Genomic DNA, 10145 nt, shown 5'->3' with positions numbered 1-10145 from the left:
GCAGAGCATGGAGCCGGAGGCCCGCCGGCAGCTCGTCGAGGAGATGGTGCTGGACGCCGTGGCCGCACAGGAGAAGATCGAGGCCGACCCGGACGAGGTGGAGCGGGAGGTCGAACAGATGATGGCGGCCTACCGCCAGGGCGGCGAGGCCGGACCGGTCGGCGAGCGGCGCCGGCGGGACGAGAAGGAGCGCATGGCCGCGCTGCAGGAAGACCTGCGGGAGTCGGTGCGGATCTCCCTGCGCCGAAACCGGGCGGTGGACTGGCTGGTCGAGCAGGCCGACGTCGCGGAGCGGGTGACGGAGGGGCTCGGGGAGGACGAGGTGGCGGAGCTCCAGGCCGCCGTTCGGGTGGAGCAGCCGGCGCGGCAGCCGGTGCAGCAGCCGGCCGGAGAGTAACCAAAGGGTAAGGAACAGTACAGGGAGGGTAGGCACACCATGACCCGGAGCCAGCTTGTACCGATTGTGGTGGAGCAGACGGCGCGGGGCGAGCGGGCGTACGACATTTACTCCCGCCTGCTAAAGGAGCGGATCATCTTCATCGGGGGGCCCATCGACGACTACGTGGCCAACCTGGTCATCGCTCAAATGCTCTTCCTGCAGTCGGAGGACCCCGAGAAGGACATCTCCCTTTACATCAACAGCCCCGGTGGAGTGGTCTACTCGGGCCTCGCCATCTACGACACCATGCAGTACGTGGGCAAGGTTTCCACCATCTGCATCGGCATGGCCGCGAGCATGGCGGCGATGCTGCTGGCGGCCGGTGCCAAGGGCAAGCGCTACGCCCTGCCGTACTCGCGTATCATGATTCACCAGCCGATGGGCGGGGCACGCGGCCAGGCCACCGACATCGAGATCGAAGCCCGGGAGATCCTGCGCTTGAAGCGTATCGGAAACGAGATTCTGAGCAAGCATACCGGGCAGCCGATGGAGCGAATCGAGAAGGACACGGACCGCAACTACTACATGTCCGCGGAAGAGGCTAAAGAATACGGCCTCATCGACGAGATCCTGCATGAACCGGCCGGCCGCTCGCCCAAGCGCTAAGAAGAGCCGGCGGGCGCGGGGCCTGCGAAGATGGGCGCGGAGGAGTAGAGGGGCGCATGTTTAAGTTCAGCGACGAAAAGGCCCAACTGAAGTGCTCGTTTTGCGGCAAGTCCCAGGATCAGGTCAAGAAGCTCATCGCAGGCCCCGGCGTGTACATCTGCGACGAGTGCGTCGAACTGTGCAACGAGATCATGGAAGACCAGTCTCTGGAAGACGTGGATGCACAGTTCGGCGCGCTGCCGAAGCCCTCCGAGATCAAGGCCATCCTCGACCAGTACGTCATCGGCCAGGAGCACGCCAAAAAGGTGCTCTCGGTCGCCGTCTACAACCACTACAAGCGCATCAACTCAGGGTTGCGGGTCGACGACGTGGAGCTCCAGAAGAGCAACATCCTGCTCCTGGGCCCCACGGGATCCGGCAAGACCCTGCTCGCCCAGACGCTGGCGCGGATCCTCAACGTGCCGTTTGCCATCGCGGACGCCACGTCGCTGACCGAAGCCGGCTACGTCGGCGAGGACGTCGAAAACATCCTGCTGCGGCTCATCCAGAACGCCGACTACGACGTGGAGCGGGCCGAACGGGGCATCATTTACATCGACGAGGTTGACAAGATCGCCCGCAAGTCGGAAAACCCCTCCATCACCCGCGACGTCTCGGGCGAAGGCGTCCAGCAGGCGCTCTTGAAGATCCTGGAGGGCACCATCGCCAGCGTGCCGCCGCAGGGGGGGCGCAAGCACCCGCACCAGGAGTTCATCCAGATCGACACCACCAACATCCTCTTCATCTGCGGGGGCGCCTTCGAGACCCTGGACAAGATCATCGAAAACCGCATCCGGCAAAAGACGATGGGGTTCGGCGCCACGATCACCCGCAAGGAGGAGCGCCAGATCGGCGAGATCCTGCGCCAGGTGATGCCGGAGGACCTGCTGAAGTTCGGCATGATCCCCGAGTTCGTCGGGCGCCTGCCCATCGTGGTGGCGCTGGATGCGCTCACCGAAGAGGACATGGTGCGGATCCTGCTCGAACCCAAGAACGCCCTGGTGAAGCAGTACCGCAAGCTCCTGGAGATGGACGGCGTCGAACTGGAGTTTACCGACGGTGCCGTCCGCGCCATCGCCCGCAAGGCCATGGAACGCAAGAGCGGCGCCAGGGGGCTTCGCTCCATCATCGAGGAGATCATGCTGGACGTGATGTTCGAGGTGCCGTCGGTCGGTGACGTGAAGAAGTGCACCGTCACGGCGGACGTGGTGGAGGGCCGGGAGCCGCCCCGGCTCATCCGGGTCGACCGGCCGGCGGCGGCCGCCCGAGCGGCGCGCAAGCGTGAGGAATCCGCCTGATCCGCTCACCCGCCTGAAGGTACGCACCCGGCCCCCAGGGTGGACCGACTGACCGTCGGTCGGTCCACCCCGAGTGTACCCCGCCTCAAGAGAGCCAGCCCAAAGACGTTTGAATGCTTCCGCTCCGCGGCATACTAGCCACCGGCTGGAAGCGCTGGCCGCTGCGCCGGCGCCGGCCGCGGAGGATGGCAATGGCCGACCTGATGGCCCTCTTTGCGCTGTTCAACCTCTTCTTCGCAGCCGTCATCGGGCTGTACTTCTTCAACTTGCTGCGCGCCCAGCAGGTCAACCGCTCGGCCATCGAGCGGGAGTCTCGCAAGGAGACCGAGAAGCTGCGCCGGCTGCGATCCGTCTCGCTCACCGAGCCCCTCTCCGAGAAGACCCGGCCGAGCCACTTCGACGAGATCGTGGGCCAGGAGGAGGGCATCCGGGCGCTGCGGGCGGCGCTGTGTGGCCCGAACCCGCAGCACGTCATCATCTACGGCCCGCCCGGCGTGGGCAAGACGGCGGCGGCGCGGCTCGTGCTGGAGGAGGCCAAGAAGAACCCTCTCTCCCCCTTCAAGGCCGAGGCCCGCTTCATCGAGGTGGACGCCACGGCCTCCCGGTTCGACGACCGGGGGATCGCCGACCCGCTCCTGGGCTCGGTGCACGACCCCATCTACCAGGGCGCGGGGCCGATGGGCGTCGCCGGGATTCCCCAGCCCAAGCCGGGGGCCGTGACGAAGGCGCACGGCGGGATCCTGTTCATCGACGAGGTGGGTGAGCTGCACCCCATCCAGCTCAACCGCCTGCTGAAGGTGCTCGAGGATCGGAAGGTCTTCTTTGAGAGCGCCTACTACTCCAGCGAGGACAGCAATATCCCGCCCCACATCCACGACATGTTCCAGAACGGCCTGCCCGCCGACTTCCGGCTGGTGGGCGCCACGACCCGCCTGCCCGAGGAGATCTCGGCGGCCATCCGCTCCCGCTGCCTGGAGGTGTTCTTCAAGCCGCTCACCCCGGAAGACATCGCACGCATTGCCCGCAACGCTGCCCGGAAGGTGGACCTTCCCATCGACGACGCGGCGGTCGAGGTGATCAAGCGCTACGCCACCAACGGCCGCGAGGCCGTCAACATGGTGCAGGTGGCGGCAGGCGTCGTCTTCTCCGAGCGGCGCTCCCGCATCACGGGCGGCGACCTGGAGTGGGTGGTGAACAACGGCCAGTACTCGCCCCGGCCTCACGTCGAGATCCGGCCCAGCCCCGAGGTGGGGCTGGTCTACGGGCTTGCCGTATGGGGGCCGAACGCAGGCATGGTCATCGAGATCGAGGCCACGGCCGCCCCGGCGGCCCGGCGAGGGGCCGGAAGGCTCACCGTCACCGGCGTCACCGAGGAGGAGGAACTGGGCGGCCCGGGCCGTACCATGCGCCGCAAGAGCCTGGCCAAAAGCTCGGTCGAGGTGCTGGTGACGGTGCTGGAGCACGAGTTCGGCGTGCCGGTGCGGGATCATGACGTCCACATTAACTTCCCGGGCGGTTCGCCCGTAGACGGGCCGTCGGCGGGCGCGGCCATGGCCCTGGCGCTCTATTCGGCCGTGACCCGGCAGGCCGTCAAGACAGCCGTCGCGGTGACCGGGGAGCTTTCGGTGCGAGGGTTCTTGCGGCCGGTCGGGGGGATCGTGCCCAAGGTGGAAGCAGCCCGCAGGGCAGGCATCCGGACGGTGCTGGTTCCCCGCGAAAACTACCTCGCCATCTTCAGGGACTACCAGGACATCGAGGTGGTGCCCGTCGATCACCTGCGACAAATCATCGAGCGAACGGCCCTGCCCGCCGGCGTACCGCAGCACGACGGGGCTTTGACGGCCCCGGCGGGCGCGGGGTAAGATGGGGGCGGCCGCTCCCTTCGCCCCGCGGGCAGGCGGCCGTTTCTAGTGCGGGCGGGGAGGTGGGGGTGTTGGCGCCCGGCGACGAACCGCTGCTGGAACTTCCGCTGCTGGCGCTTCGCGGGATGGTCATCTTCCCTTACATGGCCGCTCCCCTGGAGGTGGGGCGGCCGCGCTCGGTGGCAGCGGTCGACGAGGCAGCAGTGCGGGACCGCCCCCTGATCCTGCTGTCCGCCCAGAAGGACCCGCACGTGTTGGAGCCCACTCCCGCCGACATCCACGACGTGGGCACCGTCGCCCAGGTCAGGCAGCTGCTGCGGTTGCCGGAGGGTAAGACGCGCGTCCTGGTGGAGGGGCTGTTCCGGGCCCGGATCACGGGGTTTGTGGGTGTCGAGCCGGCGCTGCGGGTGCAGGCGGCCCCCATCGAGGAGAGGGAGTCTGAGCGGCCTGTCGCGGCCGGCAGATCGCAGCTGCGGCGGGAGGCCCTGATCCGGAGCGTGCTGGCCGCCCTGGACGAGTACGCCCGCCTGAGCGGGCAACCCCCTGCGGACTTCGTCAGCACGATCGCGGCCGTTTCCGATCCGGGCCGGCTGTGTGACACGATAGCCGCCCAGCTTCCGCTCCCGTTCGAGGAAAAGCAGATGCTGCTGGAAGTGGCCGGCAGGCTTGACCGCCTGGAGAGGCTGCTGGCGCTCCTGCACCGGGAGGCCGAGGTGCTGGCCACCCAGCACCGCCTTGCCAGCCGTGCCCGGCGCGACCCCGACCGAGGCCAGAGGGAACAGTTGCTACGCCAGCAAATGCGCTCGCTGCAGCGGGAACTTGGCGAGCGCGAGGACGACGGCGAGCGAGAGTCGGAAGCGGAGGAGTTCCGCCGCCGTATCCGGGAGGCTGCCCTCCCGGACCAGGTGCGGGAGAAGGCCGACCACGAACTGAGCCGACTCGAGAAGATGCCGCCCATGGCGGCTGAGGCCGTGGTGGTGCGCACCTACCTGGATTGGCTCCTTGGGCTTCCGTGGAACAAGAAGACCACCGATCGGCTCGACCTGGACGTTGCGGAGCGCATCCTCAACGAAGACCACTACGGCCTCGAACAGGTCAAGGAACGGGTCCTGGAGTTCCTCGCTGTCCGGCAGCTCGCCCGGGACCGGCTGAAGGGGCCGATCCTGTGCCTCGTGGGGCCGCCAGGCGTGGGCAAGACGTCACTGGCCAAGTCGGTGGCGCGGGCTCTTGAGCGCACCTTCGTGCGCATCAGCCTGGGCGGTGTGCGAGACGAGGCGGAGATCCGCGGGCACCGCCGCACCTACGTGGGCGCCATGCCGGGAAAGATCATCCAGGCCATCCGGCAGGCCGATTACCGCAACCCGGTCATGCTGCTCGACGAGGTCGACAAGATGAGCTACGACTTCCGGGGCGATCCGTCGGCGGCCCTGCTGGAGGTGCTCGATCCCGAGCAGAACCACGCCTTTGCCGACCACTACCTGGAAGTGCCGTTCGACCTGTCGGACGTGCTGTTCATCACGACGGGAAACGTGCTGCAGGCCATTCCGCGGCCGCTGCGGGACCGCATGGAAGTCATCACCATCCCCGGCTACGCGGATTACGAGAAGGTGCAGATCGCCGTGCGACACCTGGTTCCCCGGCAGCGGCAGGCGCACGGGCTGGAGGCCAAGCAGCTCACGGTGGCGCCGGGGGCCATCGCGGCCATCGTGCGCCAGTACACCCGGGAGGCGGGCGTCCGGGAGCTGGAACGCCAGCTTGCCACCATCTGCCGCAAGACGGCCCGGCGGGTTGTGCGCGACCCGGAGTCGCGGGTGAGGGTGACCGCCGGGGCGCTTGACCGGTGGCTTGGCCCGCCCCGTTACCACGACAGCCCCACCGAGGGAGAGGACCGGGTGGGGCTCGCCCTCGGGCTTGCGTACACGGAGTTTGGCGGGGATCTTCTGGCCATCGAGGTAGCTGTGGTGCCGGGCCGCGGCAAGCTGTGGCTGACGGGCAAGCTCGGCGACGTGATGCGCGAGTCGGCCCAGGCCTCTTACAGCTACGTGCGCTCGCGAGCGAGCCAGCTCGGGATAGACCCTTCGTTTTACGAGCGCCTTGACATCCACGTGCACGTGCCCGAAGGGGCCATTCCCAAGGACGGGCCGTCGGCCGGCATCACGATGGCCGTGGCGCTGGTCTCGGCTCTGTCGGGCCGGCCCGTGCGGCGGGACCTGGCGATGACCGGCGAGATCACGCTGCGAGGGCGCGTGCTCGCCGTGGGAGGCCTCAAGGAGAAGGTACTGGCTGCGCACCGTTACGGCATCCACCACCTGATCGTTCCCTCGGACAACCTGCGCGACCTGGAAGAGGTCCCTGCTCCGGTCCGCCGGCAGTTGGAGATTCACCCGGTGGCCCACATGGATCAGGTGCTGGAGCTTGCGCTCTCCGGGCCGGCGACGCAAAGCCCGCTGGCCCCCGAGGCGCTTGCAGCGCGGTCAGGCTGCGCCGGCGAGCCCCTCGCCCCGGACGCCGGGGGCGACGGTGAGCCGGGTGACGTGGGCGGCGACGAAGTTTGGCCCGAACCTGCTTGAGGCCGGCGCGGGCCTGGGCCGTAGGGCTCGCAGCGCTGGTGGTGCTGGCGGTGGTCGCCGGCCCGCCGGCGCTCGCATGGCTCGCAGACGTATGGACAGGGCGGCGCCCCCTGGACGCCGTGGCGTTCAGGGTGGGGCCGGTGGCCGTTCACTGGTACGGCATCCTGATTGCCTTCTCGTTCATACCCGGGTGGATGCTGGCACAGCCCGAGCGTGCCCGCATCGGGCTTTCGGTCGACGAGTTGCTCGACGCCGCCGCCCTGGGGATCCCGCTGGGCCTGGCCGGCGCCCGCGCCGGGTTCGTGATCCAGAACCTCGACTACTTCGCCGAGCACCCCGGCGACATCTTCCGCACGTGGATGGGCGGCCTTTCCATCCACGGAGTGCTGGCGGGAGTGGGGTTTGCCATTCTCGTGTTCAGCCGCCGGCGGCGTGTCTCGGCCGCGGCCCTGGCGGATCTGGCGGCGCCGTCCGTCCTGCTGGGGCAAGCCATCGGCCGGTGGGGTAATTTCTTCAACCATGAGGTGGTCGGCTACCCGACGTCGCGGCCCTGGGGGTTCTACGTCCCGCCGGAACTGCGGCCGCCGGGGTGGGCAGGGGCGGCGTACTTTCACCCGGCCTTCCTGTACGAGTCGGTGTGGAACGCGCTGGGCGTGGCCGCGCTCGTCGCATACCGGCGCCGCCGTGAGCGCAGAAGCGGCGAGGTGGCGGCGCTGTACCTGATCATCTACTCGGCCGGCCGCTTCCTGGTGGAGTTCTGGCGGATCGGCGAGCCGCTGGCCCTGGGGCTCACCCTCGCCCAGTGGGTGAGCCTGGGCGCCGCGGCGGCCGGGGCGGCTTGGCGGTACGCGGCGAGGCAGCGAGCCAGAGTCGTGGTAGAATAGGGGAGGCCTGCCAGTGGCGCAACAGGGCTGCGCGCGCCCGTTTATTCAGCGCTGAATACACTGGCCGGCAGGCACCTTAAAGCAAGGAGCGGTGATCGGCCGCCGGGATGGGAGGTTCGTACAGAGTCATGGAGGTCTCGCTTTCTCGGATGGGCGAACTCAAACGCTTGCTGGAAGACCAGACGGCCCGCGGGCTTGTGGGCCGGGACCTTCTGTGCCTGCGGGACTTCTCCCGGGCAGAGCTCCTGCGCATGCTGGACCTGGCTCACCTGCTGAAGGCCTGGCAGCGGGCGGGGATACGCATCTCACCCCTGGCGGGGCGCACGCTTGCCATGATCTTCCACAAACCCTCGACCCGGACGCGGGTCTCCTTCGAGGTGGCCATGTACCAGCTCGGCGGCCACGCCCTGTTCCTGAGCGCCCAGGAGCTGCAGTTGCGGCGCGGGGAGACCATCGAGGACACGGGAAGGGTGCTCTCCCGCTACGTGGACGCCATCATGGTCCGCACGTACGCGCACCAGGACGTGGTGGACCTGGCCCGGGCGGCGACCATCCCCGTCATCAACGGCCTGACGGACCACCTGCACCCGGCGCAGGCCCTGGCGGACTTCATGACCATCCAGGAGCGCACCGGAAGGCTGGCGGGCGTGCGGCTCGCCTACGTGGGCGACGGCAACAACGTCGCGCGCTCGCTCATGTTGGGCGGGGCAAGGCTTGGGCTCCACGTCGTAGTGGCAAGCCCGCCCGGCTACCAGCTTGACGCGGAGTCCGTCAGCGCCGCGAGGGCCGACGCGGCGGCTTCCGGCGGGAGCGTCGAGCTGACCGAGGACCCGCACCAGGCCGTGCGGGGCGCGGACGTCATCTACACGGACGTCTGGGCCAGCATGGGGCAGGAGGCCGAACACGACCGGCGGGTACGGGACCTGGCGGCTTACCAGATCAACGCCCGCCTGGTTTCCGAGGCGTCGCCAGGCGTCATCGTCATGCACTGCCTGCCGGCCCACCGGGGCGAGGAGATCACCGACGAGGTCATCGATGGGCCGCACTCGGTGGTGTGGGACGAGGCCGAAAACCGCCTGTACGCGCAGAAGGCCATCCTGATGCTGCTCCTCGGGGCGCAAGCTTGACAACACGGAAGGGGAGAGGCCAAGGTGGGTACCAGGCCAACGCGGGTCATCATCATGGGGGCGGCGGGACGGGATTTCCACAACTTCAACGTCTTCTTCCGGCACAATCCCGACTACGAAGTGGTGGCTTTCACGGCCGCCCAGATTCCGAACATCGAGGGGCGCATCTACCCGCCCAGCCTCGCAGGGCCGCGCTACCCGCAGGGCATCCCCATCTATCCCGAGCGAGAGCTTTCACGGCTCATCCGGGAACTGCACGCCGACGAGGTGGTCTTCGCGTACAGCGACGTTCCGCACACGTACGTGATGAACCGTGCTTCCACGGTGCTGGCCGCGGGGGCAGACTTCCGGTTGATGGGCCCGGCCTCCACCATGCTCAAGGCTCGGGTACCCGTCGTGGCGGTGACAGCGGTGCGCACCGGAGCCGGCAAGAGCCAGACGACCCGGCGCGTGGTCGGGGTGCTGAGAGAGCAGAGGGTGCGGGTGGCGGTGGTGCGCCACCCGATGCCGTACGGTCGGCTCGAGGAGCAGGCGGTGCAGCGCTTCGCCTCCTACGAGGATCTCGAGCGTTACCACTGCACCATCGAGGAACGGGAGGAGTACGAGCCGCACATCGATCGCGGCAGCGTGGTGTACGCCGGGGTCGATTACGGCGCGATCCTGGACCGGGCGCAGGCCGAGGCGGACGTCGTCGTGTGGGACGGGGGCAACAACGACTTCCCCTTCTACCGGCCAGACCTGCACATCGTGGTGCTGGACCCCCACCGGGCCGACCACGAGCGCACCTACCACCCCGGCGAGACCAACGCTCGCATGGCCCACGTGGCGGTCATCAACAAAGTGGACACCGCCCCGCCCGAGGCCGTCGAAGCGGTACGCAGGAGCATCCGGGCGCTCAACCCGGAGGCCGTGGTGGTGGAGGCGGAGTCCCCCATCACCGTCGACCGGCCGGACCTGCTGGCGGGGCGGCGGGCGCTGGTCATCGAGGACGGCCCCACCCTGACCCACGGCGAGATGCGCTACGGGGCGGGCGCTATCGCAGCTCGCCGCCATGGCGCCTTACTGGTGGATCCCCGGCCTTACGCGGTGGGGTCGATCCGGGAAGCGTTCGCCCGCTACCCGCACCTGCAGGACATCCTGCCCGCCATGGGGTACGGAGAAGATCAGGTCCGGGAACTGGAGGAGACGATCCGGGCAACCCCCGTGGATGTGGTGGTCATCGGAACGCCTATCGACCTGCGACGGATCATCGCGCTGGAGAAGCCGGCCGTGCGGGTGCGCTACGACCTCAAGGAGCGCACGCGCCCCACGCTGGCCGAT

At 68.5% G+C, this 10145-nt stretch carries 8 protein-coding genes; all 8 read left to right on the top strand.

Annotated features, from left to right (window positions below; translation table 11 throughout):
* The coding region (locus AB1609_08075; protein ID MEW6046424.1) for a hypothetical protein at positions 1 to 397 on the top strand (397 nt) is incomplete at its 5' end.
* Between the two features lie 39 nt (positions 398 to 436).
* A complete protein-coding gene (gene clpP / locus AB1609_08070) occupies positions 437 to 1045 on the top strand; it encodes an ATP-dependent Clp endopeptidase proteolytic subunit ClpP (protein ID MEW6046423.1) in 609 nt (202 codons plus the stop codon).
* Positions 1046 to 1101: 56 nt separating this feature from the next.
* Entirely contained in the window at positions 1102 to 2382 is a 1281-nt protein-coding gene (gene clpX, locus AB1609_08065) for an ATP-dependent Clp protease ATP-binding subunit ClpX (protein ID MEW6046422.1), read from the top strand.
* A gap of 191 nt (positions 2383 to 2573) precedes the next feature.
* Positions 2574 to 4244 (top strand): ATP-dependent protease LonB, encoded by a 1671-nt coding sequence (gene lonB, locus AB1609_08060; protein ID MEW6046421.1) that lies wholly within the window; start codon positions 2574 to 2576, stop codon positions 4242 to 4244.
* Between the two features lie 71 nt (positions 4245 to 4315).
* Positions 4316 to 6814, top strand: a complete 2499-nt coding sequence (gene lon / locus AB1609_08055) for an endopeptidase La (protein MEW6046420.1) — start codon at positions 4316 to 4318, stop codon at positions 6812 to 6814.
* Entirely contained in the window at positions 6796 to 7698 is a 903-nt protein-coding gene (gene lgt / locus AB1609_08050; GenBank protein MEW6046419.1) for a prolipoprotein diacylglyceryl transferase, read from the top strand. Before lon ends, lgt begins: the two co-directional genes overlap by 19 nt.
* 149 nt (positions 7699 to 7847) lie before the next feature.
* Positions 7848 to 8825 carry an ornithine carbamoyltransferase gene (gene argF, locus AB1609_08045; protein MEW6046418.1) on the top strand — a complete coding sequence of 326 codons (978 nt, stop codon included), beginning with the start codon at positions 7848 to 7850 and terminating at the stop codon, positions 8823 to 8825.
* Between the two features lie 54 nt (positions 8826 to 8879).
* Positions 8880 to 10145, top strand: a 1266-nt coding sequence (locus tag AB1609_08040; protein MEW6046417.1) for a cyclic 2,3-diphosphoglycerate synthase, incomplete at its 3' end; no start/stop codon positions are given.

Source organism: Bacillota bacterium (assembly GCA_040754675.1).
Lineage (GTDB): Bacteria > Bacillota > Limnochordia > Limnochordales > Geochordaceae > Geochorda.
Note: the sequence above shows the minus strand (reverse complement) of the source record. Positions and strands in the feature narration are given on the sequence as shown.